The following is a 26,800-nucleotide window of genomic DNA, read 5'->3' on the forward strand; positions in this document are numbered from 1 at the left end:
GTTCGCTGTGTCTGTATGGATGATTGCCTCTATCATCGTTGTCTCCGGTATATCTGTCAATGATATACAGCAATCATTTCGGGCATTCATTTGCCGATAAATGACCGCAGTTCATCCAGCTGTGTCTCAACCGCCTGCCAGCCTTCGCGGTACAGCACATCCAGCTTTCTGATATCATTTTCAAAGCGGCTGATGGTGATCGGCTTTTCCGGCGCGAGGATCATCGCCTGTCCCGCCTGTTCCATGCGCGCACAGCAGCGCACCTGCTGGTTATAGACCTCATGACGGCGGTCAATGCAGTCGATCATGCCGGGCGTACTGCGGAAGCTGCGGCTGTAAACGGCGCGCCCGCCCTCCGGCGATTTGGTATAGGTGCGGTCACGTGTGCGCACAATCACCAGCTTTTCACAGCCATCCAGCAGCGCCTTTTTAAACGGAATGGGGTCAGAGGTGCCGCCGTCCAGATACTTTCTGCCGTGGAATGCAACCGGAGGGGAAAACATCGGGATGGACGAGGAGGCGCGGATCACCATGCACTCGTCTTCACAGCTCTCCTGCTTGCCGAAATACACCGGCTTTCCGGTTTCCATATCGGTCACGCCGACGACAAATTCCACCGGATTGTCCAAAAATGCCTGCTGGTCGAATACATCCAACTGGTTCGGAATCTCAGAAAAAATAAAATCCATACCGAACAGCGATCGAGTTTTGATAAAATTCTGTATACTTATATATCTTTTATCCTTCAAGTATTGTTCATCGATGCGGTAATTGCGGTACTGCTGTCTGGATACATAAGAAGCTCCGTTGCAGGCGCCCGCCGAGACACCAATTACATAATCCGTCCAGATATCATATTCCATCATGGCGTCGAGCACGCCGATGGTATACAGGCCGCGCATGCCGCCGCCTTCGAGCACCAGTCCGGTTTTCATGCCAATCATCCTTTCTGTTTATTCCAGTATATCCAGTATACCAGCCTTTTTGTCCCGCGGCAAGCGGCAGGGGCACCGTTCCCCTCCCCCAAAGTTATCGGATTGTAACAAATCTTTTGGACGGGTTGCCGTGCGTCTGTATTTTTTCTGTATGATTTCCGTTTTTTCCCACCAATGGCATTGACAGGATGCGCCAATGTATTTATACTAAAAGTCAGCAGAAACTAACATTTTTCAGAAGGAGGAAACTGTATGACACTCGATCAGCTTCCGATTGGAAAAAACGCACGCATTACCGCTGTCGGCGGACAGGGAGCGCTGCGCCGTCATCTGCTGGACATGGGCCTGACACCGCACACCACGGTATGCATCCGCAAAACAGCCCCGATGGGCGACCCCATTGAGCTGTTCCTGCGCGGCTATCAGCTCACCATCCGTCTGGATGACGCAAAAAATATTGAGGTCGAACCGCTGGAGGTCAATTCATGATATTTGCACTTGCGGGAAATCAAAACTGTGGCAAAACCACGCTGTTCAACCAGCTGACCGGTTCCAATCAGCACGTCGGCAATTTCCCCGGCGTCACCGTTGAACGCAAGGAGGGCAAAATCCGCGGCACGGAAAACGATACGGTCGTCGATCTGCCGGGCATCTATTCCCTCTCCCCTTATACTTCGGAGGAAATTGTCACGCGTGACTTTATCCTCGAAAACCATCCGGATGGCATCATCAACATCATCGACGGCACCAACATCGAACGCAATCTGTACTTAACGCTCCAGCTGCTTGAGCTGGGCACACCGACCGTCATCGCGGTCAATATGATGGATGAGGTGCGCGCCAACGGCATGAGCATCGATCTGCCTGCGCTGTCGGAAGCGCTCGGCGTCCCTGTCGTCCCGATTTCCGCGAGCAAGGGCGAAGGCATCAGCGAACTGGTGCATGTCCTGCTGGATGTCGCATCCAGTAAGCAGAAACCGCGCCGACAGGATTTCTGTACCGGCCCGGTGCACCGCGCCATCCATGCGGTCAGCCACATGGTCGAAGATCACGCGGAAGCCGCCGGCATCCCGCCGCATTTTGCTGCTGCCAAGCTGATCGAAGGCGATGAGCCGATGCTGCAAAAGCTGCGCCTGTCGCAGAATGAAATTGACACAATTGAACATTTCGTCATCGAGATGGAGCATGAATGTGATACCGACCGCGAGGCGGCGCTCGCAGACATGCGGTACACCTTTATTGAAGGCGCCTGCAAAACCGCTGTCACACGACGCGGCGAGAGCAAGGGCTATCTGCGCTCGGTGCGCATCGACAGCGTACTGACGCACAAATACTTTGGTATTCCGATTTTCCTCGGCATCATGATGCTGATTTTCTGGCTGACCTTTGGTGTTGTCGGCGCAACGCTCAGCGGTGCGTTTGAATCTGTCATCGAAGCCGCCACAAACCTGATTGACCGCGGCCTGACTGCCTATGGCATCAATCCGGTTGTGCATTCGCTCGTCATCGACGGCATTTGCAACGGTGTCGGTGCCGTTCTGTCATTCCTGCCGACCATTGTCGTGCTGTTCTTCTTCCTCTCCATTCTGGAAGACAGCGGTTATATGGCGCGTGTCGCGTTTGTCATGGACAAGCTGCTGCGCAAAATCGGTCTGTCCGGCCGTTCCTTTGTCCCGATGCTCATCGGCTTCGGCTGCTCTGTGCCCGCCATCATGGCGACGCGCACGCTGTCGAGTGAGCGCGACCGCCGCATGACCATCATGCTGACACCGTTTATGTCGTGCTCGGCCAAGCTGCCGGTCTATTCGGTCATTTCCATGGCATTTTTCCCGCATTATGCCGCTGTTGCGATGATCCTGCTGTACATCGGCGGCATGGCAGTCGGCATTCTGACTGCGCTCGTGCTCAAGAATACCTCCTTCCAGGGTCAGCCGGTGCCGTTCGTCATGGAGCTGCCAAATTACCGCATGCCCAGCCCGCGCAATGTCGGCATGCTGCTGTGGGATAAGGCACGCGATTTTCTGGAACGTGCATTTACGATTATCTTTGTTGCAACCGTCATTATCTGGTTCCTGCAAACCTTTGACCCGCGCCTGAATGTCGCGGCAAACACGTCGGACAGCATTCTCGCTGTGCTCGGCTCGTTCCTCGCGCCGATCTTCACACCGCTCGGCTTCGGCGACTGGCGCGCCGCTACCGCACTGATTGCGGGCTTCTCTGCAAAGGAAGCAGTTGTTTCCACCCTCACCGTTCTGACCGGCGGCAGCCTGTCCAGCATGCTGACCACCGCTTCGGCAGCCTCCTTCCTGACCTTTATTCTGCTGTATACGCCGTGTATCGCAGCAGTCACGGCAGTGAAAAATGAACTGCGCAGTGCGCGCGCCGCCGCAGGCATCGCCGCACTCCAGTGCATTATGGCATGGGTGTTCTCGTTTGTTGTCTATCACATCGCGGTGCTGCTGGTATGAGCGCCGCAGATCTCCTGATTCTCGCCGTCCTGGCAGTTCTGTTTGTGCTGGCCGTGCGGCACTGCTGGAAAAACCGCGGCAAATGCTGTGGGGACTGCTCCGCCTGCCGCAACTGCGGGACCTGTGGGGAAAAAGAAATAAAACCACGGATTTGTATCAACCGTACAGCAGCGGGAAACCGCCGCATGGTGTTCCCGATGCGCGAGCCATGGAACTGGCACAAACCGGTGCTCCCTTCCGCCGGGAAAACGGTTGAAAAGCCGTCAAATGGACGGTATGAGGGGCATTTCGGGCGCAAAAAAAGCACCAGTCTCAAACGACTGGTGCTTTTTTCATTGTTCCGCGTTTTTCAGCCGCTCCAGCTGCCCGCATGCGGCATCCCGGACGGACGGTGTCTGGCTCTGTGCAGCGAGACGGTAATAATTGCGCGCTGCATCCAGATCGGGCGTCATGCCGATGCCATATGCATAGCAGTCGGCAATATACAGCTGTGCCGTCGTGCTGCCACATTCCGCGGCGAGCTGGAGGAAAAGCACCGCTTTATCAAAATCCGCGTGCAGTCCATTGCTGCCGCGCAGATAAGCCGTGCCGACAAATTCCAGCGCCTCATCATCACCCTCCGAAAGCCGCTGCATCATCTGTATCAACGGTTCATCCCCGGTTTCCTGAAGCTCCTGCTCGATATCCTCCATGCGGATATCCACAAAGTCAAATGGTTTGTTCCCCCATTGCATAATCCGTATCCCCATTTTATGATATATATGATATAGATAAGTATGAGGCCGCAGATGTTCCCCAATACAGGCAAATCCTGCACCGGACACATTTCTGCAACTTCATTGCTTTATGATAAATCACCTCTAAGCAGATGTCAAGTTATTCTCGCTTTTTCTCTATATATCACAAACAGCCCCTGTCAAACAGGGGCTGTAAATGAGCATATTATGCGTTCTGTATGGAAATCGGTATGACCACCAGCCGGCCGTCCTGTACGTCGACCTGAAGTGTTGTTCCGGCGGACAGGTCTCCGGCAATGATCTCACGTCCGAGCAAGGTCTCGACATTGCGCTGCAAGAAGCGCTTGAGCGGGCGTGCACCGTAAACCGGATCATAGCCGTTGTCAATGACATACTGCTTTGCGGCATCGGTCAGCTTGACAGACAGCTGCTTGTCTTCCAGGCGCTTGCCGAGTGCCTCGATCAGCAGGTCGATGATACCGGTAATATTTTCCTTGGTGAGCGGCTTATAGAATACAATTTCATCCAGACGGTTGAGGAATTCCGGACGGAACGAATGGCGCAGCAGGTCATTGACCTGCGCCTTTGCCTCCTCACGGATTTCACCGTTCTCGTCAATGCCCTCAAGCAGAGCAGACGAGCCGAGGTTGGATGTCAGGATAATAATGGTATTTTTGAAATCGACGGTACGTCCCTGCGAGTCGGTAATTCGGCCGTCATCGAGTACCTGCAACAGGACATTGAAGACATCCGGGTGTGCCTTTTCGATTTCATCGAACAGGACAACAGAATATGGCTGTCTGCGGACAGCTTCGGTCAGCTGACCGCCTTCTTCATATCCGACATATCCGGGAGGCGCACCGATCAGGCGAGATACCGAATATTTTTCCATATATTCCGACATATCGATGCGGATCAGATTTTTCTCGTCATCAAACAAGGTCGCTGCCAGTGTCTTTGCCAGCTCGGTTTTGCCGACACCGGTCGGGCCGAGGAACAGGAACGAACCGATGGGACGGTTCGGGTCCTGAATGCCTGCACGCGAACGCAGGATGGCTTCGGAGACACGCTTGACTGCTTCATCCTGTCCGATGACGCGCTCATGCAGCGTATCCTCCAGATGCAGCAGCTTTTCGCGCTCACCCTCCATCAGGCGGGCAACCGGAATACCGGTCCAACGCTCAATGATGCGTGCAATTTCCTCATCTGTAACCTTATCACGCAGCAGAGTATGCTTGCCTTCGGTTTCTTCGGCACGTGCTTCTTCCTCTTCCAGCTGCTTTTTCAGCTCAGGCAGGCGGCCATATTTCAGCTCAGCTGCCTTATTTAGGTCATAGCTGTCTTCCGCGCGTTCAATATCGGCATTCATCTGTTCGATATCCGCACGCAGCTTCTGTACCTTGCCGATGGCATTCTTTTCATTGTCCCAGCGCGCTTTCATAGAGTTGAACTGCTCGCGCATTTCCGCGAGTTCCTTCTGGATTTCCGCCAGATGCTCTTTGGACAGCTGGTCATCTTCCTTCTTGAGGGCAGCCTCTTCGATCTCATGCTGAATGATTTTGCGCTGGATGACATCCAGTTCGGTCGGCATGGAATCGATTTCCGTGCGGATCATCGCGCACGCTTCATCGACGAGGTCAATTGCTTTGTCAGGCAAGAAACGGTCGGAAATATATCGATTGGACAGGGTTGCTGCTGCAATCAGTGCAGAATCCTGAATTTTTACGCCGTGATAAACTTCATAGCGTTCCTTCAGGCCGCGGAGAATGGCGATGGTGTCCTCCACAGTCGGTTCACCGACCATGACCGGTTGGAAACGGCGTTCCAGTGCCGGATCTTTTTCAATATACTGGCGGTACTCGTTCAGCGTGGTTGCACCGATGCAGTGCAGCTCACCGCGCGCCAGCATTGGCTTGAGCAGATTGCCTGCATCCATAGCGCCGTCGGTTTTGCCCGCGCCGACAATGGTATGCAGCTCATCGATGAACAGAATAATATTGCCCTCGCTCTTTTTGACCTCATTGAGGACAGCCTTCAGGCGTTCCTCAAATTCGCCGCGGTATTTTGCACCTGCGACGAGCGAGCCCATATCCAGCGAGAAAATCGTCTTGTCTTTCAGCGTACCCGGGACATCGCCGCGCACAATGCGCTGTGCAAGTCCCTCGGCGATGGCAGTCTTGCCGACACCCGGCTCACCGATCAGAACCGGATTGTTCTTGGTTTTGCGCGACAGAATCCGAATCACATTTCTGATCTCATCATCACGGCCGATGACCGGGTCCATTTTTTTCTGTCTCGCGCGCTCGACCAAATCCGTGCCGTATTTTTTCAGTGCGTCATAGGTATCCTCCGGGGAATCGGTGGTGACACGCTGATTGCCGCGCACGGTGGACAGCGCCTGTAAAAATTTATTTTTCTCGATACCGAAGGTACGGAACAGTTCCCGGACTGCGCCGCCTGCGGTATCAATCAGAGCGAGGAACAGATGCTCGACGGAAACAAAATCATCCTTCATCTGATCTGCGACCTGCTCGGCCTGATTGAGCGTTTTCTGCATATCCGCCGTGACATACAGGCGGCTGGCATCGCGCCCGCCGGAGATGCGCGGCAGCTTTTCCAGTGCACGCATGGTCTGCGTCTGCATGGCAGCTGCATCAATGCCCATCTTGGTCATCAGCTGGGAAATCAGGCCGCCATCCTGCTGTAACAGTGCGAGCAGCAGGTGCTCCTGTCCCATCTCGGCATTGCCGTATTCATTGTACAATGACTGGGCGCTCTGAATGGCTTCCAGTGACTTTTGTGTAAATTTCTGAGCGTTCATAGAATAACTACCTCCCTTGGCGTGGACGGTCTGTGTATTGATACATCCGTCCAGGATTTCCTAACGATTGCATTATAATTCCGGCTGGAAGGAAATACAAGGGGATAGTTGTTAAGAAAATGTTAATTTTAGCACTCTAAGTTCGAGAGTGCTAAAATCGATCGCAATGAAACGCACTGCTCGGGAAATGCAGGCAGAAAAAAAGTCCCTTTCTGTCAGTTGGACAAAAAGAGAACCTGCCAGCAAAAACGAAAGTAACCGCCTGAGTCTCCCAAAACTATCAGGCGGTTACGTCTTCATAGCGGGCGCACCGTCTACCAGTGTGCCTTTTCGTTATCTTCATTTTACCATCGCGTCCCTTGCCTGTCAAGCGGCGCGTTTTATTTTGTCTCCAGTTCGATTTTCCCATGCGCGGCTTCGTACTGTTCGATGCAGTCGCGGATGAGAATCAGAATCTGGCTGTTGGCGGAACGCCCTTCGTAACCCGCGACCACGTGCAGCTTATTCAGCATCTTTTCTTCAATTCTGACAGAAAGACTTTTCACAGCCATATTTTCACCCCCCGAATAAACATATTTTATGTCTATTTCTGTCTATTGTATGAGCTGACTGTGTTATATTGTTGGAAATAGATGCAAAATATATCTAAAATATGTTTATCACAAAGGAGGCTGCCGCCATGCGTGACGATGAACCGTTGGATTACAGAAAGATGTACCACACTATGATTCAGCAAACCGAAGCCGCCATGCGCCTGATCCGTGAAGTACAACTGAGCTGCCAGCAGCTCTATATTGACCGCTGTATGCAGGAAGATGGGTGGATTCAAGAAGGCTACCGTGCCGGCGGCAGCTCTGAGGACTGCAACCCAACAGATAAATAGAAATATCCCCCCGATTTCCCCATAAACACAGAAAACCGCCGATCTCTTATGAGACCGGCGGTTTCCCTTTTGGAATATATTGAGTTTGAGAAATGTAAGGTGTTTATCTTACTTTACGTCAACCCAGACAGCACCCTTGTCAGCGGACTCTGCGCATGCATTGATCCACTTGATGCCGTCGATGCCGTGCTCCAGATCCGGGTAAACCAGGTTCTTGAGCGTCTCTTCGTCGCCGCGGTTCTTTGCGTCCATTGCAACAGCGAAGCGGCCGTACAGGTTGGACCAGGACTCGATGAGGCCGGTGTAGTGCAGCGCACCCAGACGCTCGTCTTCCTGTGCCTCCGGAGAGAGGTAACCCATGCCACGGTACAGAATCTGCTCCGGCTGGCCCTGCGGCTGATAGTGCAGTTCGTCCGGATGCATATCGTTCCACTCCAGGGAAGCCTTGGAGCCAACGATGCGGATGTGCTGGGAGCTCATGTCGCCGGCGTTGACGCAGGAGCACCACATACGGCCAACCGCACCGTCTTCATAACGCATCAGGACATATGCATTGTCCTCCAGCGGATAACGGGAGCCGACAAATGCCTGACGGTCACACAGAACCTGCTTCAGCTTCTGATCCGGGCAGATCATCTGGGACATGTAGTAGGTATGGGTGGACAGATCGCCCAGAACGAATGCGCGTCCTACCTTGGACGGGTCAACACGCCACTTCTGGCCTTCGGACTTGACGTCGCCTTCCGGATCACAGCCGAAGCCATGTGCATAGCGCAGGTCGATCATGTTGATCTTGCCCAGCATGCCGGAGGTAACCATCGAACGCATCTGCTGGAGCAGCTCGAAGCCGGAGAAGCCATAGGTAACACAAACGATCTTGCCCTTCTCTTCTGCCAGTCTCTTGATCTCCTCGCCCTGCTCAACCTCGAAAAACAGCGGCTTCTCGCAGATGACGTGCAGGCCAGCTTCCAGAGCTGCCTTGGTTGCTTCGTAATGCAGGAAGTTCGGGGTAGCAATGTCAACAGCCTCAATGCCGTCCTCGCGCTTTGCCTCTTCTGCGAACATGGTCTGATAATCCGGATACAGACGATCCTCATCCATGCACAGGTTCTTGCCGAACTCCTTGCAGCGATCGAAGTCAACGTCGAATGCCGCAGCAGTCAGAACGAACGAAGTGTTGTCGCGCATTGCGCCCAGACGATGCTTGTAGCCGACCTGAGAGGTCTTGCCGCCGCCTACGATGCCCCAACGGAAGGGGCGCTCAATTTTCTTTTCACCAATCTGCATACTAGTACTTCCTTTCTCTCAGTAACTTCTCTTTGGTTTTTGACTGAATAATTTTGTTTTCTTTTACAACAACATGCTTGGATTTGCGACACGGAAGATATTTTTCTGCGATTTTATTTTTGAACTTTTTCGCATTGAAATTGGCTAAAATCGACAAAAAATTGCGAATATTTTTGTTTATTTCCCGCCTTTCCGTTTCGTTGTCTGTATTATATACTACCAGTGTCAGGACGTAAATAATTGAATCTGCGAAGAACTTAATCGATTTTGCGAAAAGGAGAAAAACCTGTGTATGAACTCGGCCCGGGCATCCTGCCCAATTCCCTGTGCGTTCCGCTGACACCGACAGCACACGCACAGGCGCTGTATTTTTACCCCGTCCTGTGCGGGCATTATTTCTGTGACGGAGCCTATCAGGTCGTCCGTGACCACTATGACAACCCACTGCTGCTGTTTCTCCGCAGCGGCGTACTGCGCGTGCAGTACGGCGGGCAGGAATACCGTGCGGAAAAGGGTGACATTGTCCTGCTCGACTGCGACCAGCCGCATCGTTATACTGCGGAGAAAACCGGTGTGGAATTTCTCTACCTGCATTTCGACGGCACAGGTGCCCATGCGCTGGCGCATGCCATTGCGGAACAAGGCCCGCTGCTGCGGCGTGAGGAGAATATTTCCATCGGAGAGCAGTTGTTCGAGCTGGTACAGGCGTACCGCCGCCGCGGCATTGAAACCGAAGCGCTGGATTCGCTCCGCATTTATCAGATGCTCATGCAGCTCGCCATGCCGCCGCGCAGCCTCGTACAGCGCGACAACCCGATCACCCAGACTGTCCTCTATATCCGCGCGCATGTCGGCGAGGCCATCTCGTTGCAGGAACTGGCGGACATGGCACATCTGAGCGCATTCCACTATTCGCATGAATTCAAACGGCAGACTGGCTTTTCTCCGACGGAATACATCATCAATACCCGCCTGGAAAAAGCCAAAATGCTGCTTCTGCAAACAACCATGCCGGTCGCCGACATCGCCTATGCCGTCGGATACGAGAGCGGCAGCAGCCTGAGCAACCTGTTCCTCAAAAAAGTCGGCTGTTCCCCGCGCGAATACCGGAAAAACAGCGGTCTTTCTGTAAAATGACAGATCGCAGCTGGTAAAAACGTCCAAAACCCCGGTGAAATTCACACGATGTACACACAAAATTTACGGTTTTATCCGTTGTACTGCCTGTCCGTTGGTGATATAATGAACAGGTGAGACCAGATGCCGCAGCGGGGATGCATCAAAGAGAATCTGCGGCATGGACGGACTTATGTATTATATGTATTACCAGAACAGGAGAACGAATGTATATGAAGCTGAAGCGATTTTTATCCATGCTGATGGCCAGTGTCCTGTGCGTCGGCATGCTGGCGGGCTGCGGCTCGTCCAAGGACTCGACCCCGGTTGTCATGACCGTCGACGGTGAGGATGTACAGTCCAGTGAGTTGGCGGCGTACATTGTCTATAATATGATGTACTATGAAAACTATTTCGGCATGGATGTCAGCCAGCTGGCCGAAGAGACCATTTTCGACAGCATCAAGGAAGGCTGCAAAAACCAGGTCATCCAGTACCGCGCAATTGACAAGCTCGCCGAGCAGGAAGGTGTCACCCTCAGCAAGGAATCCAAGGAAAAGCTGGAGGAAAACAAGAACACCAACCGTGAGTCCCTCGGCTCCAAGACCGGCAGCTTTACCCGCTGGCTGAAATATTCGGTCAAGGGCGATGAAGATCCGTTTGTCACCTACCTCAACAGCTATGGCTACACCGAAGCGCTGTACGACAAAAACTGTGAGACCATGCAGCTCGAGCAGGATATCATCGACAAGTATTATGATGACGGTGTGATTACCGAAAAGTTCAACAACACCTATCTGCACGCCAAGTCCATCCTGATTGCAGATACCGACGATGACGGCAATGCCCTGACCGGCGACGCACTGGAAGCTGCCAAGAAGAAGGCTCAGGATATTCTGGACAAGGCAAAGGCAAATCCGGATGATTTCGACACGCTGTGGGAAGAAAACAACGCCGATACCGCACAGAGCGATGACGGCTATTACTTCACCGAAGGCGACATGGTCGATGAATACTACAACGCCATCAAGGACATGGACGTCGATTCCATCAACGACGAGCTGGTCTATCACGAAGGCTACGGCTGGTTCATCATCAAGAAGATGGAACTGAAGGAAGATGCACTGACTGACACCTCTGCCTATCTGAACAACACCGGCGACGGCGACGACAGCACCATCAAGACTGCCATCGGCGAGACCATTGTCAGCGACAAGCTGGATGAAATCATTGAGTCGCTGGAGGTCGAAACCACCGACGAGTACGACAAGATCACGGCATATAACGTCAATACCTATCTGCCGTTTGCATCGGACGCACTGGTATCCGGTTCGGGTTCTGCTTCAATCTCCGCGAATGGCTCCGCTGCCTGATTCCGCCTTTTTAACTGCAAACCATCCGCCGCCTGCACAGTTTGTGCAGGCGGCTTGTCTTTTGTACGCGGTCAAATGTGCGCGAGAAAAGTGTGCAGAAATCCGACAGGGCTTCCGTCACAATTTGTATACACTGTAGAAAATTAAGAACATCCTGTAAACTGTTGAAAAATTCCTTGAAATAAGCCGCAAAAAGTGATATCTTTTGAAAAAGACAGCGATGGAAGAGATTTATATAAGGAGGCTCATGCCGTGAATTTGCTTGTCAATATCAATGCAGTTGTCATTACGGTCATATCGGCTTTATATGTCTATCAGATGTTTTATATTGTCGTCGTCTTCGTCGGGGAGTGGCGGCAGAAGCGCAAAGCCAAAAAGCATGCCGAGCCTCCGGTGACGCTGCACCGGTTTGCGGCAATTATTTCGGCGCGCAATGAATCTGCCGTCATCGGCCAGCTTGTCGACACCATCAAACAACAGAATTACCCGTCGGAAATGCTCGACGCGATTATTATCGCGGACAACTGCACCGACGATACCGCGCAGGTCGCCCGCGACCATGGCGCCATTGTTTATGAACGCTTCAATCAGGAAAAGGTCGGCAAGGGCTTTGCCCTGAATTATGCCTTCCAGCATATCGCGGAGGATTTTGGCGACAGCTATTATGACGCCTATGTCATCATTGACGCGGACAACCTGCTCGATGAAAACTATTTCGCCGAGATGAACAAGACGTTCTCAAAGGGCTACCGCATTATCACCAGCTACCGCAATTCCAAAAACTTCGGCACCAACTGGATTTCCGCTGGCTATTCGCTGTGGTTCCTGCGTGAGGCAAAATTCCTCAACAATGCCCGCATGATGCTCGGCACGAGCTGTGCGGTTTCCGGCACCGGCTTTCTGGTTTCCAGTGAGGTCATCCGCGAGCGCGGCGGCTGGAATTACCACCTGCTGACCGAGGACATTGAGTTCACGGTTGATACCGTCATCCGCGGCGAGACCATCGGCTACTGTGCCGGCGCCATGCTGTATGACGAACAGCCGACCCGCTTCGACCAGTCGTGGAACCAGCGCATGCGCTGGAGCAAGGGCTTTTATCAGGTTGCGGGCAACTATGGCACCCGTCTGGGCGGCGGCATTATCAAAAACCGCCGCAAAAATCCGTTTGCCTGCTATGACCTGTTTATGACGGTCATGCCGTGCATGCTGCTGACGGTCTGCGTGCTCATCAGTGATCTGGCATTGCTGCTGTTTGCACTGCTCGGCAATACATACATGCCGCACCTGATGGAAACCATGTTCAGCTCGCTTACGTTCTGGCTCAGCGGGTATTACGGCTCCCTGTTCCTCATGGGTGCGCTGACAATGATTACGGAGCGCAAAAAGATCAACTGCCCGCTGCACAAGCGCATCCTGTACACATTTACCTTCCCGTTCTTCCAGCTCACCTATTTCCCGATCGCTGTCGCATCGGTATTCAAGAAGGTGGAATGGAAGCCGATCCGCCATGATGTCTCAAAATCGCTCGACGAAGTGCGATAAATCCGCAAAAACGACACAAAAAAACCGGCTTTTGCCGGTTTTTCTTTTGTTCGTTTTTATTGCGCTGCCAGCTCCTCTGTCTCACAGGCGCCGCCATAGCAGTCGATGCACACCTGAGCAAATGCCGTGCAGACCGGGACAATGCCGACCCATGCGCCTTTTAATCCGAACGCCTGACAGGACAGGAATGCCGCCGCCACGCCGGAATGGAAGAAAAGGAGCACCTTGCCGTAAAATTTTCCCTTGCGCAGCGCTTCCCTGTCGCGGCTGCAAATATACTCTGTAAACGAAGTCGTAAACTGACGCAGATTGTTGGTCGAAAAAATGCTCGCGCTGACAAAGCCATCCGCGCCCTTAAACGAGCACCACTGCACCGACGAGGCAAAAAACAGCGGGTACAGTGCGATAAAGTCATTCAGATCATCGGGCAACAACCCGACGAGTACCAGTGCCGCCGCGTCCAGACAGACGCTGAACAGCTTCAGGTTCAAATTGAGCTTTGGCAGGATGACTGTGCTCGCCAGTCCCGCCATATAAACCAGCAGGCCGAGGACACGCACCGCAAAATCCGCATCCAGCCGCCCGGCGGCATCCATGGCAATCGAAATCATGTTCGCGGTCTGCGCCGAGCCAAACAGCTCGTGATGATTCAAAATCGCATAGCCGCCCATAAAGCCGCCAATCACCGCCATATTCTGATGGATCCACCGTTCTCTGTCATTGCATTGTTTCATATTCCATTCCATCCATTTTGTATTCTGCCTGCCATTATACTCCGTTTGAATTATATTGTAAATTTGATATTTCATCTATATAATATAAATAATATTTCTATTATGGAGGACAGCGCATGAACCATCTCGACATTCAGACCTTTCTCACGATTGTTTCCAGCCCGTCGCTGTCCAAAGCGGCGGAAGCGCTGTACGTATCCCAGCCTGCGCTCAGCCACCGCCTGTCCGCACTGGAACACGAGGTCGGCGCGGAGCTGGTTGTACGGCACCGGGGCATTCGTGCCATTGAACTGACCGACGCGGGACAGCGATTTGTTCCGATTGCGAAAAAATGGGAACAGCTGTGGCAGGAAACACAGAAACTCAGTGAGGAGCAGCCCGCAGCACCGTTCCGCATGTCCAATGTGGACAGCTTGAACCTGTTTTTCATGCCGCAGGTGGTCTCCGGCTTTCTGAAAAAAAATCCATCCTGTCGGCTGAGCCTTGTCACCATGCGCTCCAATGTCTCCTACAGCGCAGTGGAAAACCGCGAAATCGACCTCGGTTTCATTACCAACCCACATTTCTTTAAAAAAGTGCAGACAATTCCACTGTTTCGGGAAAATATGGCATTTATCTGTGGAACAGATGCAAACTATCACGATTCGATCGATCCATCCGCACTGGACAGCGCCGATGAAATCTATATCCCTTGGAGCAATCCCTTCCTGATGTGGCATGACTATTGGTTCGGCAGCAGCCCGCAGCTCCGCGTCGCACTGGACAACATGTCACTGCTCGAGCAGCTGCTCCGGCTGCCGGATGCCTGGGCCATTGTGCCCGCTACCGTCGCGCAGACGCTGTCCGGCAAAGGCGGCTGCCGCACCGTCCCGCTGCGCGATGCGCCGGAACCGCGCACCTGCTACGCCATCCTGACAGACCAGCGCCACACCGGGCCTGTGCTCACCGGCTTCATCCGTGAATTCCAACGCACAGCTGCGACATTCCCGGAAATTTCCGTGCTGTCCCCGCAGGCATTCCCGCTCGACTGACAAAGAAACCATTCCGTTGCTATTTGGTCACATCTTGTTCACATAATTATCGTAAAATAAAAACAATCAAACGGAATCAGAGAGGAGCTACTGCTATGTTCACCATATTGATCGCAGACGATGAGGAACGCATCCGCCGACTGGTGTCCGATTTCCTGCGCCGGGATGGCTATACCGTCCTACAGGCAGCCGACGGCGGACAGGCAATGGAGCTGATCGACCAGCGCCTGAACACCATCGACCTGATTATCCTCGATGTCATGATGCCGGTCTATGACGGCTGGAGCGTCCTGCGCCATATCCGCTCCAAAAACAAAGAAGTACCCGTCATGATGCTGACCGCACGCACGGAGGAAAATGACGAAGTCTTTGGCTTTGATCTGGGGGCAGATGACTATATTACCAAGCCATTTTCTCCGATCGTGCTTTCCGCGCGCGTGCGCGCGATTGAAAAGCGCCGCCATCAGCGCGATGAGGGCATATTCCAGTCGGGTGCGCTGTCCATCAACGAGGTGCGCCGGGAGGTCTGTGTGGACGGCAAAACCGTCGACCTGACGCCGAAGGAATATGAGCTTCTGATTTATTTTAAAAACAACCAGAACATTGCCGCCTCGCGTGAGAACATCCTCAACGCCGTATGGGGCTATGACTACTTCGGCGACCTGCGCACCGTAGACACGCATGTCAAAAAGCTGCGCGCCAAGCTCGGCCCCTGCGGCACCATGATTGAAACGGTACGCGGCTTTGGCTACCGGTTTGAAGGTGACAAGACATGAACGCGCGCCCCAAGCGCCGCGGACGGCAGTCGCTGCGCTTTCGCTTTTTTTCCGCTGTCGCATTCGCGGCCGCGGTGTTTATCGGCGTCATGCTTGTGCTCAACGTGCTGTTCTTCCACAGCTTTTATCTGCTGCAAAAAAAGAACAGCCTGGTACACGCCTACAACTCCATCAACGAACAGTATAATGGAGATATTTCTATACTGCAAGATAACTTAAAACAGATGGAGAATAATAACAACATCCGAATCAGCATCTTAAATAATTACGGAACGTATATTTATGATACCATCTTTGCGCATGACCGCTCGACAGCATTCCTGGACTCTATGATGCAAAACCCATTCGGGGAAATGCTGTATGTGTACGACAGCCGGGAGCTGGAGCGCAAAGGCTATACGTTTTCCACGCTGAATGATGCAGACGGCAGTACCGCCTATGTTGCGCTCATCGGCATTCTGCGCACCGGCGATACCATTCTGCTGCGCGTGCCGACTGCGGCGCTGCGGGAAAATCAGTCGGTCAACTTTATCTTCCTGATGATTTCCGGCCTGCTCGCGCTGCTCGCCTGCCTGATTGCGGGCTTTTTCATCGGCGGGCACTTCACCCGCCCGGTAATCCAGATGACGGAGGTAGCTAACTCCGTTGCCCGGCTGGATTTCTCCAAAAAATACACCGGAACAGACCCCGACGAACTGGGTGAGCTGGGACAAAGCATCAACCAGATGTCGGAGTATCTGGAATCCGCGATCCGCGACATGCAGCAGATGAACGAACAGCTGCATAAGGAAATCGAGGAAAAACAGCGCATCGACGACATGCGAAAAGAATTCATCATCAATGTCTCGCACGACCTGAAAACGCCGATTGCGCTGATTCAGGGCTATGCCGAAGGTCTGCGTGTCGGCATCAACGAATCGGAAGAAGACAAAAATTACTACTGTGACATTATCATCGACGAAGCAAAGCGTATGAACCATCTGGTGCGCCAGCTGCTCGATCTGTCGCGCCTTGAGCTGGGCAACACCGTGCCGAACAAGACGGATTTTGACGCCTATGAGCTGGCAGAGGCGGTTGCCGGCAAGACACAAGTCATGTGGCAGGAAAAGCATCTGCATGTCGACCTGTCCGGTGTCGGTGCCCAGGTGCTGCACGCCGATTACGACATGATGGAGCGCGCCCTGCTCAACTACATGACCAATGCCATCGATCACACGCCGGAGGGCGGACAGATTCACATCTCCACCTCGGAGGACACGCGCCACATTGTCATGAGCGTGCGCAACCAGGGCTGCCAGCTCGCGCAGGAGGAAATGGACAAAATCTGGGACAAGTTTTACAAGCTGGACAAATCGCGCACGCGCGTCAGCGGCGGCGGTTCCGGCATCGGCCTGTCGATTGTCCGCGCCATCCTGACGGCACATGCCGGCGGCTGCGGCGTGCGAAATACAGAGGACGGCGTGGAATTTTACCTGTCGCTGCCGAAGGAGACAGAGTAAACAAACCGTCGGTTCACGCAGTCCGGACGGCTCTCTCCGGATAAAGGCGTCCGAACTACCGGAAAAACACCGGAGGGTCAGCCCTGTTTTGAGCTGACCCTCCGGTGTTGATTTTATTTAGATTGGTTCAGGCAAAAAAATCAGCGCACGGCGAGGAACAGGAACACCGCAATGACCTGCAAAATCGAACCGAGCATGGTAAACAGATGGAAGATTTCATGAAATCCCCAGACCGAACCGAAATTCGGCTTTTTGGTCGCGTAGATGACCGCGCCTGCGGAATATGCCACGCCGCCCAGCGCCGTCAGCACCAGAACCGGCAGCGGCATGCTGTGGATGGCCTCCGGGATGGCGACAATGCACCAGCCGAGCGCGAGGTAAAACGCTGTGGACAGCCAGCGCGGCGCATCCATCCAGACCAGCTTGATGACAATGCCCGCGAGCGCAATGCCCCAGATCACCGCAAGGCTCTTCCACGCGGCTGCGCCGAGCGCACAGATGAGGAACGGCGTATACGATCCCGCGATGAGCACATAAATCATCGAATGGTCGAGCTTGCGCAGGCGCAGCTGGATGCCGGAATTGCCTCTGTTATAAAAATGAAAGACCGAGCTTGCCGTATATAATGCCGTCAGCGACAGGCCGAATACGATGACCGATATCGTTTGCAGCAGCGTTCCGCCGATCCGGTGGGAATAGATGGCGAGTGCCAGCGCAACACAAACCGAGCCGATGGCTGCCAGCAGATGAGTAAAGCTGCTCATCGGGTCGCGGGCGCGGCGGGTAAAGATACCGTACAGCCCATGATGTTCATACTGTTTCATATATAACACCTCATTCCAAAATCGTATCAAAAAGTTTTATATCTGGTTTTCAAAACCATGTTATGCATATAGTATAGCACATAAAACATTTTTTGCAACTAAATTTCTTGATTTTTTTGAAAAAAGGGCTTATACTATACTTGCATTCCTATGAAAAAGAGGAAGAAACGATGATAGACGCGCAGAAGCTGCTGGAAAACAGCGAAAAAAACAAGGCGCTGCACCCGGATGACATCCCAGCGCTGGATTTATATATGGATCAGATCATTGCGCTGATGAGCGCTCATCTCGGCGGAGAAGGCGAGCGCGAGCCGCTGACGCGCACGATGATCCACAACTACAGCAAGGCGGGGCTGATTGCGCCCGTCAAAGGCAAAAAATATACAAAGGAACATATTTTGCAGATGCTGGCGATTTATTCGCTCAAAAATACGCTGTCGATTGCACAGGTCAAGCGCGTGCTCAACGGCGCATCCGCCTGCGGCGTGCATGAAAAAGAGCTGGCACAGTGCTTCGACACCCAGCTCTCCCGCCGCGATACCATCGGGCAGCAGCTGACCACCTGCATGCTGCAAATCATACAGGAGACCGACATGAAACTGGACACGCCGGAAGATGCGCTGTCATTCCTCCTGACGCTGACCGATATCACGGATACACTGTCCAACTTTGCCGCTGCGATCACCGAGCAGTGCTTCCCCGACCCGGAAGTGCCCAAAAAGAAGGAAAAACGAAAGGAAAAGAAAGACTAACTCGCTGTGATACAGAAACAAAGGGCGCGTGCACATGGCACGCGCCCTTTTTGGCGGCATGGTTTACAGACCGGCTTCGTCCATCGCCGTGCGATAGGCGCGCGAGATTTCTGCAGAGAGGGAAATCAGACTGCGCACCGGGGTGAGCTGTTCAATTTCGGAAAGCGTGTTCACATCGGCAAAAATCTCGTCGATGGTCTGCTTGGAACGGAAGGTTGTGGACGGCAGCGTGCTGTTTTTCCAGCGGCACAGCCATGCGAGCTGGATGCCGAGGTCATAGACCTCCGACTCGAAATGTGCGCCGAGTGCGGCAGTCGCCATCTCGTCGGTCAGCGTGCTCGGGCAGTTTTCCGACAGGGCGAGCACCATCAGCGGATATTGTGCACCGGATGGGTGCAGCGAATTCACTGCCTGCTGTAATTCGGTGACAGCGCTCTCCAGCGTATCAATTTTGTTCAGCTGGTTCTTGAGCGAGCTGTCCAGCTTGTCGGAATTGATGGAGCCATCCGGGACGGAGCCGAGCGTCAGTCCGGTCATCTGCTTGTGTACATTTTCCAGCGCATCCTGCACAGTATTGGCGGAAATGGTATCCGAGGCGAGAAAGCCGACCCCGGAGGCACCCTCCGGTGCGGTCAGCGCGCTGACAAGGGTGTTGTGTGCCTCGCACAGCTGCTGCGGATCGGCATCAAAATACGCCTTGAGGTCATCCGCCGCCAGTGCCGGGCGGTCGTCCAGTGCAGAAATGGGGTGCTCGAGCGCAGAAATCGCCGCGCTCGCAATCGTGGGGTTGGACAAGGCAAAAAAGCCCCCTTTGTATCAGAATCTATGAGCTGTCTGCCTGATATAATAGGAGCCGCGGCGCACATTGTCAACCGCAGTTTTGTGCTGTTTTTGTCCGAAAAGCAACAGAATCCCACGGGAAACAGGTGTTTTCCCGTGGGATTTCTGCAAATTCATACAAAGTGGATTTTTGCGGGCAAAAGCGGTTCATCCTTCGTTTGCCGGCGCATTTCCCGTGTTGCCGGACGGTCTGCGGCGGCGTCTGCGCGGACGGCGGGAGGTGTTTGCACGCTTCTCCTCACTGCCGGCTGCTGATGTACTGTTCTGCACCGGTGCAGTCTGTTCGCCCTGCGGCTTGTTGTTGTTCAGGCCGCGTCTGCCGCGCCCACCGCGGCGCGAACGGGAGCGCCCGCCGGAGGAATGGCCTTCGTGCGGCTTCTCCTGCATCGGGTACGGGTTGTCCTCACGCACCGGAACCTCTTTGTCAATCAGCTTTTCAATGCGGCGCAGGTAGGGCACCTCATCCGCCTGACAGAAGGTAATGGCGATACCGCCGTGTCCGGCTCTGCCGGTACGGCCGATGCGGTGCACATAGTTTTCCGGCTCATTGGGCACATCATAATTGATGACATGCGACAGCTCGCTGATATCCAGACCGCGCGCCGCAATATCCGTCGCAACCAGTACGCGGATTTTGCCCTCTTTGAAGCGATTGAGTGCATTCTGACGGTCAATCTGGGACTTATCGCCGTGAATCGCACTCGCGCCGACATGGGCACGGGCGAGATCATGTGCCACCTTGTCCGCGCCCGATTTGGTGCGCACAAACACCAGCGCGCGGTCGAGTGCCGGATCGCGCAGCGTATACAGCAGCAGCTTCTTTTTATTTTCGCGGTCGACAAAATAGACCGACTGGTCGATGGCTTCCACCGTTGTGGACACCGGTGTGACCTCAACCTTTTCAAAATCTTCATTCAGCAGGCGCTTGACCAACTTCTGCACCGACTGCGGCATGGTCGCGGAAAACAGCAATGTCTGCATCTTGCGGTCACCCATGCGCTTGAGAATGCGCTCGACATCGTCGATAAAGCCCATATCCAGCATGCGGTCAGCCTCATCGAGCACAAACAGCTCAATGTCCTCCAGATCGATGTACCCCTGTCCGCACAGGTCATTCAGGCGGCCCGGCGTGGCAATCAGGACATCGACACCCGCACTCAGCGCCTCCGTCTGGTTGTACTGCGATACGCCGCCATAGACGAGCGCACAGCGGATATCGGTATATTTTGCATAGGCAACAAAGCTGTCATAAATCTGAATGGCCAGCTCACGCGTCGGCGTGAGGATGAGGGAACGGATGGGCGGGAAACCGGGCAGGCGTTCCTCATTTTTCAGCTTCTGTAAAATCGGAATGGCAAAGGCACAGGTCTTGCCGGTACCGGTCTGCGCCAGGCCGAGCACATCGCGCCCGCTGACAGCGGCAGGAATTGCCTGCTCCTGAATCGGCGTCGGGACAGTATAGCCGGCGTCGTCGAGCGCATGCAGCAGCTCGGCATCAATGCCCAAATCACGAAATTCCATAGTTTTTAAGGTTGCTCCTTTATCTTCTTTCAAATCAGTTTTTCTTCTTATACAGTATCAGTATAGCATACTGTTCCGTGTGTACCAAGTAGCAATGTGCTGATTTTTGACAGAAAAACACGGAATCACGTGAATTTTTTTCAAATCGGGGAGAAAAACAGAGGGGGAAGGCCATCCGGCGCGCCCCTCTCTCCTGTCATTGCTTCTCTGTTTCGGCATATGCCGCAACCAGCTGGTTTGCCAGCTCAAGTGCCTTTTCCCTCGGCTTCATGCGCAGCGAGACATATGGCGGTGAGCCGGCATTGAGCAGCAGACGCCCTTTGAACTGCGGCGCGCCGCACAGCGCCGCCAGCCGGCGCAGGTCGGTGCAGTCATCTGCCCAGGTCACAAGCAAGCGGCCATCGCTCTGTTTGATTTCCAGAATGCCCTGTTCCGCCGCCTTCGCGCGCAGCAGTGCAATGTCACACAATGCGACGGCAGAAGCCGGCGGCTCACCAAAGCGGTCAATCATCTCGTCGAGCAGGTCGGCGCGGTCATCCGGCGTGCGAATGGCGGCAATGCGGCGGTACAAATCCACACGCTGCCCCGCGTCCTCGACATATTTTTCCGGCAGATTTGCAGAAACCGCAAGCTCTGCCGCACATTCCGTGCGCTGACGCGGCTTCTCACCCTTCTCCTCCAGCACAGCTTCTTCCAGCAGCTTGAGATACAGGTCATAGCCGACGTTCATCATGTGGCCCGACTGCTCCGCGCCGAGCACGTTTCCCGCACCGCGGATTTCCAAATCACGCATGGCGATTTTAAAGCCCGAACCGAATTCTGCGAATTCGCGCACCGCATTCAGCCGCTTCTGTGAGATATCCGACAGCGTTTTGCCGCGCCGGAATGTGAAATAGGCGAACGCATGACGCGCCGAACGCCCGACACGCCCGCGCAGCTGGTGCAGCTGGGACAGACCCATGCGGTCAGCGTCCTCGATAATCAATGTGTTGACGTTCGGAATGTCAATGCCGGTCTCAATAATGGTCGTACAGACCAGAATATCAATGTCTCCGTCACTCATGCGCGTCATAATGCGCGACAGCTCACGCTGGCTCATCTTGCCGTGCGCCACACCGATTTCCGCATCGGGCAGCAGCTGTTTGAGCCGTGCCGCACAGGTATCAATGGACTCCACCGCATTGTGCAAATAATAGGTCTGTCCGCCGCGGTAAAATTCACGCCGCATCGCTTCTGCCACAACACCTTCGTCATATTCCATGACATAGGTCTGTACCGGGTGCCTGTCCTGCGGCGGTTCCTCCAGAACGGACATATCGCGGATACCGGACAATGCCATATTGAGCGTGCGCGGAATCGGCGTCGCGGACAGCGTCAGCACATCCACCTGCCGCGACAGCTCTTTTAATTTTTCCTTGTGCGTGACACCAAAGCGCTGTTCCTCATCCACGACCAGCAGACCCAGATCTTTGAACTTCATGCCCTTGTTGAACAGCTTATGTGTGCCGATCAGCAGGTCAATCTGTCCCTGTTTCACCTTTTCCAGTATCATCTTCTGCTCTTTTGCGGTTTTGAAGCGGCTGAGCATTTCAATGCGCACCGGCCAGCCGGAAAAGCGCGTCAGACAGGTTAAATAGTGCTGCCGCGCGAGCACGGTCGTCGGCACAAGAATGGCGGCCTGCTTGCCGCCGAGGACGCATTTCATGACGGCGCGCAGCGCGACTTCCGTCTTGCCGAAGCCGACATCGCCGCACAGCAAACGATCCATCGGCCGATCAGATTCCATATCCGCCTTAATTTCTCCGACACAGCGTAGCTGATCTTCTGTTTCCTCATATTCAAACGCGGCTTCAAATTCCTTCTGCCAGCTGTCATCCTTCGGGAAGGCAAACCCTTTTTTGCGCTCGCGCTCGGCATACAGCTGGATCAGCTCGCCCGCCAGCTCCTTCGCCGCCGCTTTCGCCTTGTAGCGCGTTTTCTGCCATTCCGTGCCGCCCAGCTTGTTCAGCCGGACATGCCCGCCGGCTGCTTCGCTGCCCGCGCCGATGTATTTGGAAATCAAATCGAGACTGGTCGCCGGGACATACAGAAAATCCGTGCCCGCAAACGCGATTTTGACAAAATCCTGATACGTACCCTCGACGCGCATGCGCTCCATGCCGATAAAACGGCCGATGCCATGGTGCTCATGCACGACCAGATCGCCCGGTGTCAGGTCGGTATAGCTCTTGACATGGTCGCGGCTGGATTTTTTCTTTTTTGACGCAGATTTTTTGCGCGCGGCGAGCATCTGTCCCTCGGTGAGCACGGCTGTTTTGAGCGACGGATATTCCATGCCGGCAGACAGGCTGCCATCCAGAATATGAACACGCCCCGGGCCGGGCAATCGGTCTGTGACCTTTGCCGTCACGCCCTCGCCCTCCAGCATTTCCTTCATCGTGGTGCGGCGCATCTCGCCGGAGCACAGCACAATCACGCGGTAATTCATGTCCTGATACGACCGGATATCTGCGGCCGCTGCGGTGACATTGCCAGAATACGGCGGCAGCTGTTTTGCCGTAATATCCGTTAGTGTTCTGGGCGGACATTCCGGAACAGAGCTCAAAAAGGTCTCCAGATACACCATCGGATGCGCCGCCAGCTTGGAAACCGTCTGCTCCAGGGTGTCCAGATAGACCGCATTTTTGCCATACAGCAGGCCGCGCTCGAGCAGCGCCTCGACATCCTCCTTCATGCGCACCTGGAAGACGCGCGCCGCCTCGCGCACCGCGCGGAAATCATCGACAAAGACCATCGCGTCCGTCGGGATATAATCCGCCGCCGTCGCCAGCTCCGGATAAATAAACGGAAGATATTTGTCTGCCGCCGGGAAAATGCCGTCATTGCTCAGGCGTTCTGCATCGCGGCGCAGGTTTTTGTTGAGATCCGGATGCTTTTTCGCCTTGGATGCGATAATTTTTTCAATCTGTTTGAGCAGTCCTTCCGTTCCGCCGGGCGCGAGGGTCGGCAGGGCTTCCATATTCGGCAGACAGACAAGCTGTTCGAGTGAGCGCGTGCGGCGCTGGGAACCGATGTCAAAATAGGACATCGTGTCGACCTCCGTGCCGAAAAATTCAATGCGCACCGGATTTGGTTCACCCGGCGCAAAGATATCCAGAATACCACCGCGCAGGGAAAACTGTCCCTCGCCTTCGACCTGCATACAGCGGCGATAACCCGCCTGTATCAGCTTCAAAACAAGCTCATCCGTGTCATATTCGCCGCTGAAATTGATGGGAAAGGTCGCCTTCTGCATGCTGTCCGGCGGCATGGTTGCCATCAGCAGGGCAGGTACAGAGACAATGACCGTCTTTTTTCCCGCTGCCAGATCGCGCAGGACGGAAATGCGTCTGTGCTCATATTCACGCGAGGAGGATTCGATGTTGTGGAACACAAACTCGCGCGAGGGCAGGACAACAGCCGGGCGGTCGGAAAATGCCTCCAGATCGCGCGCCATGCGGTCACAGGCGAGGTCATCGGCACAGATGATAACTGCCTGACGGTGCAGCTGACCCGCCAGTGCTGCGGCAAGATTTGCCTTGTGGATGGGCGACAGGCCGGTGACCTCCACCGGCGTTTTGCCGCCGCGGATGCCCTCTGCAATCGCATCATATTCAGTTAAATCGGTGATAAGCTGCGTAATTCGTTCCATATGGAAAGATGCTCCTCCTGTCTGGTGGAATAAGAATACATACAAACCGTAACACGCCGAAAGGCCGCATGCTCAACGCATGCGGCTTGTTTCGGCAAATTTTTTGATTTTTTGGTCGTGGAATGAACAAAATAAACTGCAAAATCCCATCTTCGCGGCGTTGGGGCAAACGGGCGGACCTTCCGTCCGACCTGTTTGCTGTGCGCGGGAGCGCACCGCTTGGGCTTTCTTTTGCTGACTTTTCTTTCCCCGAGAAAGAAAAGTCAGTGTTTGCCGCAGCTCTCGCAGTTCATGTCACAGGTGCCCATGAATTCTTCCGGATTCAGACCCTTGCGCTTGTAATAATCCGCAATAGCTGCATGAATGGCCTCCTCTGCGAGAACAGAGCAATGCATCTTGACCGGGGGCAGTCCGTCCAGAGCCTCTGCAACTGCCTTGTTGGTCAACTGGAGTGCCTCGTTGATCGTCTTGCCCTTGACCATCTCGGTTGCCATCGAGCTGGTTGCAACCGCTGCGCCGCAGCCGAAGGTCTTGAACTTGATGTCGGTGATAACACCGTCATCGCTGATCTTGAGGTACATCTTCATGATATCGCCGCACTTGGCGTTGCCTACCTCACCGACTGCGTCCGCATCCTCAATGACGCCGACGTTGCGCGGGTTGGCGAAATGATCCATTACCTTTTCGCTGTATTCCATGGTAATTAAAACTCCTTTTATATTTTATCACACTGTGATGATTTTTACTTGTCGAATAATTTCAGCATCGGCTGACCGCTCATCTTTTCATCCCATACCGGCGACATGTCGCGCAGGGTCTTGACGACATAGGTGATCTTTTCGATGAGATAATCTACATCTTCAACCGTGTTCTGCTCGCCGAGCGTGACACGCAGGGAACCATGCGCAATCTCATGCGGCAGGCCGATTGCCATCAGAACATGCGACGGGTCGAGCGAACCGGTCGAGCATGCCGAACCGGTGGACGTCGCAATGCCTGCGAGGTCGAGGCGCAGAACCAGGCTCTCACCTTCGATGCACTCGATGACGAAGCTCGCCGTGCCCGGCAGACGATTGACCGGGTCACCGGTCAGCTGCGTGTACGGAATCTTGAGCACGCCTTCAATCAGGCGGTCACGCAGGGATGCGACATACGGCAGATATTCATCCATATGCTCATGTGCATAATGCATGGCTTCGCCGAGACCGACAATGCCTGCGACATTTTCCGTGCCGCTGCGCTTTCCGCGCTCCTGTCCGCCGCCGTGAATCAACGGCTCAAGTACAATCCCCTTGCGGCAGTACAATGCGCCGGTACCCTTCGGGCCGCGGATCTTGTGACCGGACAGCGACAGCATATCAATGCCCATTTCCTTTACGTCAATTTTCATATGACCGACTGCCTGTACAGCATCGGTGTGAAACAGCGTGCCCTTGCTGTGGCACAGCTCTGCAATTGCCTTCAGATCCTGAATCGTGCCAATTTCATTGTTCGCCGCCATGATGGAAACCAGTGCGGTGTTTTCCGTAATCGCCTGCTCCAGCTCGTCCATCTTGATGTGACCCTGCTCATCGACGCCGACATAGGTGACCTCATAGCCGATGCGCTCAAGGAATTCACAGGTATGCAGAATGGCGTGATGCTCAATCGTACTGGTGATGATGTGGTGCTTGTTCTTCGGGAAATTCTTGCCGAACAGCAGTCCCTTGAGTGCGAGGTTGTCCGCCTCCGAGCCGCCGGAGGTGAAGATGATTTCATCCGGCTCGCAATTCAGGCATTCCGCCGCATAGGTGCGTGCCTGATCGACCGCCTTCTTCTCCTCACGCGCCAGCGAATACAGGCTGGACGGGTTGCCATAGCCTGTGGTCAGGTATGGCAGCATAGCATTGTATACATTCTTGGAAATCGGTGTAGTTGCCGCATTATCCGAATAAACAACACGTTCCATATGATTGATCCTCCTGAAAAAG

23 protein-coding genes are annotated in these 26,800 nt (G+C 54.1%); 10 read left to right on the top strand and 13 right to left on the bottom strand.

What is annotated here, in order from left to right:
- Window positions 1–86: 86 nt before the first annotated feature.
- Window positions 87–935 (bottom strand): patatin-like phospholipase family protein, encoded by an 849-nt coding sequence (locus tag ACLM7Z_RS04080; RefSeq protein ID WP_087019730.1) that lies wholly within the window; start codon window positions 933–935, stop codon window positions 87–89.
- 252 nt (window positions 936–1,187) lie between these two features.
- Here ACLM7Z_RS04080 and ACLM7Z_RS04085 point away from each other — a divergent pair, with 252 nt between their 5' ends.
- A complete protein-coding gene (locus ACLM7Z_RS04085) occupies window positions 1,188–1,424 on the top strand; it encodes a FeoA family protein (protein WP_087019726.1) in 237 nt (78 codons plus the stop codon).
- On the top strand, window positions 1,421–3,403 hold the full coding sequence (gene feoB, locus ACLM7Z_RS04090; RefSeq protein WP_087019723.1) for a ferrous iron transport protein B: 1,983 nt from the start codon (window positions 1,421–1,423) through the stop codon (window positions 3,401–3,403). Before ACLM7Z_RS04085 ends, feoB begins: the two co-directional genes overlap by 4 nt.
- Here feoB and ACLM7Z_RS04095 read toward each other — a convergent pair.
- The 4 genes from ACLM7Z_RS04095 to ACLM7Z_RS04110 all read right to left on the bottom strand — a co-directional run bounded on the left by ACLM7Z_RS04095 (window position 3,379) and on the right by ACLM7Z_RS04110 (window position 7,512).
- Window positions 3,379–3,624 carry a hypothetical protein gene (locus ACLM7Z_RS04095; RefSeq protein WP_435645612.1) on the bottom strand — a complete coding sequence of 82 codons (246 nt, stop codon included), beginning with the start codon at window positions 3,622–3,624 and terminating at the stop codon, window positions 3,379–3,381. The two genes, feoB and ACLM7Z_RS04095, sit on opposite strands and share 25 nt — an antisense overlap.
- Before the next feature lie 111 nt (window positions 3,625–3,735).
- On the bottom strand, window positions 3,736–4,137 hold the full coding sequence (locus tag ACLM7Z_RS04100; protein ID WP_087019720.1) for a tetratricopeptide repeat protein: 402 nt from the start codon (window positions 4,135–4,137) through the stop codon (window positions 3,736–3,738).
- Between the two features lie 208 nt (window positions 4,138–4,345).
- The gene (gene clpB, locus ACLM7Z_RS04105) at window positions 4,346–6,961 is read right to left on the bottom strand and encodes an ATP-dependent chaperone ClpB (protein ID WP_435645613.1); all 2,616 of its coding nucleotides are present in this window, start codon (window positions 6,959–6,961) and stop codon (window positions 4,346–4,348) included.
- Between the two features lie 380 nt (window positions 6,962–7,341).
- Window positions 7,342–7,512: an Arc family DNA-binding protein gene (locus ACLM7Z_RS04110; RefSeq protein ID WP_108721052.1), complete on the bottom strand. Its 171-nt coding sequence runs from the start codon at window positions 7,510–7,512 to the stop codon at window positions 7,342–7,344.
- 128 nt (window positions 7,513–7,640) lie between these two features.
- Between ACLM7Z_RS04110 and ACLM7Z_RS04115 the strand changes: the two genes are divergently transcribed.
- On the top strand, window positions 7,641–7,844 hold the full coding sequence (locus tag ACLM7Z_RS04115; protein WP_273350562.1) for a hypothetical protein: 204 nt from the start codon (window positions 7,641–7,643) through the stop codon (window positions 7,842–7,844).
- 108 nt (window positions 7,845–7,952) lie between these two features.
- Here ACLM7Z_RS04115 and ACLM7Z_RS04120 read toward each other — a convergent pair whose 3' ends face one another.
- Window positions 7,953–9,131, bottom strand: coding sequence for a Gfo/Idh/MocA family protein (locus tag ACLM7Z_RS04120; protein WP_087019711.1), 1,179 nt, complete (start codon window positions 9,129–9,131; stop codon window positions 7,953–7,955).
- A 288-nt stretch (window positions 9,132–9,419) separates the two neighbouring features.
- On the opposite strand from ACLM7Z_RS04120, the gene ACLM7Z_RS04125 reads away from it, so the two are divergent.
- The 3 genes from ACLM7Z_RS04125 to ACLM7Z_RS04135 all read left to right on the top strand — a co-directional run bounded on the left by ACLM7Z_RS04125 (window position 9,420) and on the right by ACLM7Z_RS04135 (window position 13,162).
- The gene (locus tag ACLM7Z_RS04125) at window positions 9,420–10,268 is read left to right on the top strand and encodes an AraC family transcriptional regulator (protein WP_273349676.1); all 849 of its coding nucleotides are present in this window, start codon (window positions 9,420–9,422) and stop codon (window positions 10,266–10,268) included.
- 212 nt (window positions 10,269–10,480) lie between these two features.
- Window positions 10,481–11,620, top strand: a complete 1,140-nt coding sequence (locus ACLM7Z_RS04130; RefSeq protein ID WP_165761104.1) for a peptidylprolyl isomerase — start codon at window positions 10,481–10,483, stop codon at window positions 11,618–11,620.
- A gap of 252 nt (window positions 11,621–11,872) precedes the next feature.
- The gene (locus ACLM7Z_RS04135; RefSeq protein WP_242969825.1) at window positions 11,873–13,162 is read left to right on the top strand and encodes a glycosyltransferase family 2 protein; all 1,290 of its coding nucleotides are present in this window, start codon (window positions 11,873–11,875) and stop codon (window positions 13,160–13,162) included.
- A 56-nt stretch (window positions 13,163–13,218) separates the two neighbouring features.
- Here the strand turns inward: ACLM7Z_RS04135 and ACLM7Z_RS04140 are convergent, their stop codons facing one another.
- Window positions 13,219–13,896 carry a YoaK family protein gene (locus ACLM7Z_RS04140; RefSeq protein ID WP_087019702.1) on the bottom strand — a complete coding sequence of 226 codons (678 nt, stop codon included), beginning with the start codon at window positions 13,894–13,896 and terminating at the stop codon, window positions 13,219–13,221.
- 116 nt (window positions 13,897–14,012) lie between these two features.
- Here ACLM7Z_RS04140 and ACLM7Z_RS04145 point away from each other — a divergent pair, with 116 nt between their 5' ends.
- The 3 genes from ACLM7Z_RS04145 (at window position 14,013) to ACLM7Z_RS04155 (ending at window position 17,202) form a co-directional block, all read left to right on the top strand.
- Window positions 14,013–14,927: a LysR family transcriptional regulator gene (locus ACLM7Z_RS04145; protein ID WP_273349680.1), complete on the top strand. Its 915-nt coding sequence runs from the start codon at window positions 14,013–14,015 to the stop codon at window positions 14,925–14,927.
- A gap of 95 nt (window positions 14,928–15,022) precedes the next feature.
- Window positions 15,023–15,703, top strand: coding sequence for a response regulator transcription factor (locus tag ACLM7Z_RS04150; RefSeq protein WP_087019695.1), 681 nt, complete (start codon window positions 15,023–15,025; stop codon window positions 15,701–15,703).
- Window positions 15,700–17,202: a sensor histidine kinase gene (locus tag ACLM7Z_RS04155; protein WP_087019692.1), complete on the top strand. Its 1,503-nt coding sequence runs from the start codon at window positions 15,700–15,702 to the stop codon at window positions 17,200–17,202. Before ACLM7Z_RS04150 ends, ACLM7Z_RS04155 begins: the two co-directional genes overlap by 4 nt.
- A 140-nt stretch (window positions 17,203–17,342) precedes the next feature.
- On the opposite strand, the gene trhA is transcribed toward ACLM7Z_RS04155, so the two are convergent.
- Entirely contained in the window at window positions 17,343–18,026 is a 684-nt protein-coding gene (gene trhA, locus ACLM7Z_RS04160; protein WP_087019689.1) for a PAQR family membrane homeostasis protein TrhA, read from the bottom strand.
- A 170-nt stretch (window positions 18,027–18,196) separates the two neighbouring features.
- Between trhA and ACLM7Z_RS04165 the strand changes: the two genes are divergently transcribed.
- A complete protein-coding gene (locus tag ACLM7Z_RS04165; protein ID WP_087019686.1) occupies window positions 18,197–18,778 on the top strand; it encodes a DUF1836 domain-containing protein in 582 nt (193 codons plus the stop codon).
- Between the two features lie 63 nt (window positions 18,779–18,841).
- Here the strand turns inward: ACLM7Z_RS04165 and ACLM7Z_RS04170 are convergent, their stop codons facing one another.
- The 5 genes from ACLM7Z_RS04170 to nifS form a co-directional block, all read right to left on the bottom strand.
- Entirely contained in the window at window positions 18,842–19,573 is a 732-nt protein-coding gene (locus ACLM7Z_RS04170; protein ID WP_087019683.1) for a hypothetical protein, read from the bottom strand.
- 192 nt (window positions 19,574–19,765) lie between these two features.
- Window positions 19,766–21,139 carry a DEAD/DEAH box helicase gene (locus ACLM7Z_RS04175; RefSeq protein ID WP_087019680.1) on the bottom strand — a complete coding sequence of 458 codons (1,374 nt, stop codon included), beginning with the start codon at window positions 21,137–21,139 and terminating at the stop codon, window positions 19,766–19,768.
- Between the two features lie 196 nt (window positions 21,140–21,335).
- The gene (gene mfd / locus ACLM7Z_RS04180) at window positions 21,336–24,830 is read right to left on the bottom strand and encodes a transcription-repair coupling factor (RefSeq protein ID WP_087019677.1); all 3,495 of its coding nucleotides are present in this window, start codon (window positions 24,828–24,830) and stop codon (window positions 21,336–21,338) included.
- Window positions 24,831–25,093: 263 nt separating this feature from the next.
- Entirely contained in the window at window positions 25,094–25,528 is a 435-nt protein-coding gene (nifU, locus tag ACLM7Z_RS04185; protein ID WP_087019673.1) for a Fe-S cluster assembly scaffold protein NifU, read from the bottom strand.
- A 44-nt stretch (window positions 25,529–25,572) separates the two neighbouring features.
- Window positions 25,573–26,778, bottom strand: coding sequence for a cysteine desulfurase NifS (nifS, locus tag ACLM7Z_RS04190; RefSeq protein ID WP_087019670.1), 1,206 nt, complete (start codon window positions 26,776–26,778; stop codon window positions 25,573–25,575).
- Between the last annotated feature and the right edge of the window lie 22 nt (window positions 26,779–26,800).

The organism is Butyricicoccus porcorum (assembly GCF_051246315.1).
GTDB lineage: Bacteria > Bacillota > Clostridia > Oscillospirales > Butyricicoccaceae > Butyricicoccus_A > Butyricicoccus_A porcorum.

What these genes read in the sequence shown, in the direction of transcription:
- ACLM7Z_RS04145 (WP_273349680.1), top strand. Translation starts at nt 14,013, where the DNA reads ATGAACCATCTCGACATTCAGACCTTTCTCACGATTGTTTCCAGCCCG.
- ACLM7Z_RS04140 (WP_087019702.1), bottom strand. Translation starts at nt 13,896, where the DNA reads ATGAAACAATGCAATGACAGAGAACGGTGGATCCATCAGAATATGGCG.
- ACLM7Z_RS04080 (WP_087019730.1), bottom strand. Translation starts at nt 935, where the DNA reads ATGAAAACCGGACTGGTGCTCGAAGGCGGCGGCATGCGCGGCCTGTAT.
- ACLM7Z_RS04175 (WP_087019680.1), bottom strand. Translation starts at nt 21,139, where the DNA reads ATGGAATTTCGTGATTTGGGCATTGATGCCGAGCTGCTGCATGCGCTC.
- ACLM7Z_RS04130 (WP_165761104.1), top strand. Translation starts at nt 10,481, where the DNA reads ATGAAGCTGAAGCGATTTTTATCCATGCTGATGGCCAGTGTCCTGTGC.
- feoB (WP_087019723.1), top strand. Translation starts at nt 1,421, where the DNA reads ATGATATTTGCACTTGCGGGAAATCAAAACTGTGGCAAAACCACGCTG.
- ACLM7Z_RS04115 (WP_273350562.1), top strand. Translation starts at nt 7,641, where the DNA reads ATGCGTGACGATGAACCGTTGGATTACAGAAAGATGTACCACACTATG.
- ACLM7Z_RS04165 (WP_087019686.1), top strand. Translation starts at nt 18,197, where the DNA reads ATGATAGACGCGCAGAAGCTGCTGGAAAACAGCGAAAAAAACAAGGCG.
- ACLM7Z_RS04150 (WP_087019695.1), top strand. Translation starts at nt 15,023, where the DNA reads ATGTTCACCATATTGATCGCAGACGATGAGGAACGCATCCGCCGACTG.
- nifU (WP_087019673.1), bottom strand. Translation starts at nt 25,528, where the DNA reads ATGGAATACAGCGAAAAGGTAATGGATCATTTCGCCAACCCGCGCAAC.
- ACLM7Z_RS04120 (WP_087019711.1), bottom strand. Translation starts at nt 9,131, where the DNA reads ATGCAGATTGGTGAAAAGAAAATTGAGCGCCCCTTCCGTTGGGGCATC.
- ACLM7Z_RS04110 (WP_108721052.1), bottom strand. Translation starts at nt 7,512, where the DNA reads ATGGCTGTGAAAAGTCTTTCTGTCAGAATTGAAGAAAAGATGCTGAAT.
- ACLM7Z_RS04085 (WP_087019726.1), top strand. Translation starts at nt 1,188, where the DNA reads ATGACACTCGATCAGCTTCCGATTGGAAAAAACGCACGCATTACCGCT.
- ACLM7Z_RS04155 (WP_087019692.1), top strand. Translation starts at nt 15,700, where the DNA reads ATGAACGCGCGCCCCAAGCGCCGCGGACGGCAGTCGCTGCGCTTTCGC.
- mfd (WP_087019677.1), bottom strand. Translation starts at nt 24,830, where the DNA reads ATGGAACGAATTACGCAGCTTATCACCGATTTAACTGAATATGATGCG.
- nifS (WP_087019670.1), bottom strand. Translation starts at nt 26,778, where the DNA reads ATGGAACGTGTTGTTTATTCGGATAATGCGGCAACTACACCGATTTCC.
- clpB (WP_435645613.1), bottom strand. Translation starts at nt 6,961, where the DNA reads ATGAACGCTCAGAAATTTACACAAAAGTCACTGGAAGCCATTCAGAGC.
- trhA (WP_087019689.1), bottom strand. Translation starts at nt 18,026, where the DNA reads ATGAAACAGTATGAACATCATGGGCTGTACGGTATCTTTACCCGCCGC.
- ACLM7Z_RS04100 (WP_087019720.1), bottom strand. Translation starts at nt 4,137, where the DNA reads ATGCAATGGGGGAACAAACCATTTGACTTTGTGGATATCCGCATGGAG.